Origin of the sequence: Vibrio sp. 10N.261.52.C2, from assembly GCF_041471425.1 — a bacterium.
Classification (GTDB): Bacteria; Pseudomonadota; Gammaproteobacteria; order Enterobacterales; family Vibrionaceae; genus Vibrio; species Vibrio crassostreae_C.
Genome location: NZ_JBFROH010000107.1, coordinates 1 through 278, shown reverse-complemented (window position 1 = coordinate 278; position 278 = coordinate 1). Strand labels below are relative to the sequence as shown.

Below are 278 nucleotides of genomic sequence, written 5' to 3'. Positions count from 1 at the left end.
TTTATTTTCACTTTTTTAAAAGTGAAGACAAAAGGTATCGTTACTTGCATTAGCAAATAACAACCTCAACAGTCTACTAATCTGTTGATGACAATTTGTTGGAGGGATGGCTGAGTGGTCGAAAGCACCGGTCTTGAAAACCGGCAACCGTTAATAGCGGTTCTAGGGTTCAAATCCCTATCCCTCCACCACTTATTCTTAGAAAAAAGCCTTTGATTATCAAAGGCTTTTTTCGTATCTGAAACATAGAAAAGTCACCTAATACCAATCCGGAAAAT

At 37.8% G+C, this 278-nt stretch carries 1 tRNA gene; it reads left to right on the top strand.

Features of this window, described 5'->3' with window-relative positions:
* Window positions 1-100 precede the first annotated feature (100 nt).
* Window positions 101-191, top strand: a tRNA-Ser gene (locus tag AB4307_RS21920).
* Window positions 192-278: the final 87 nt, after the last annotated feature.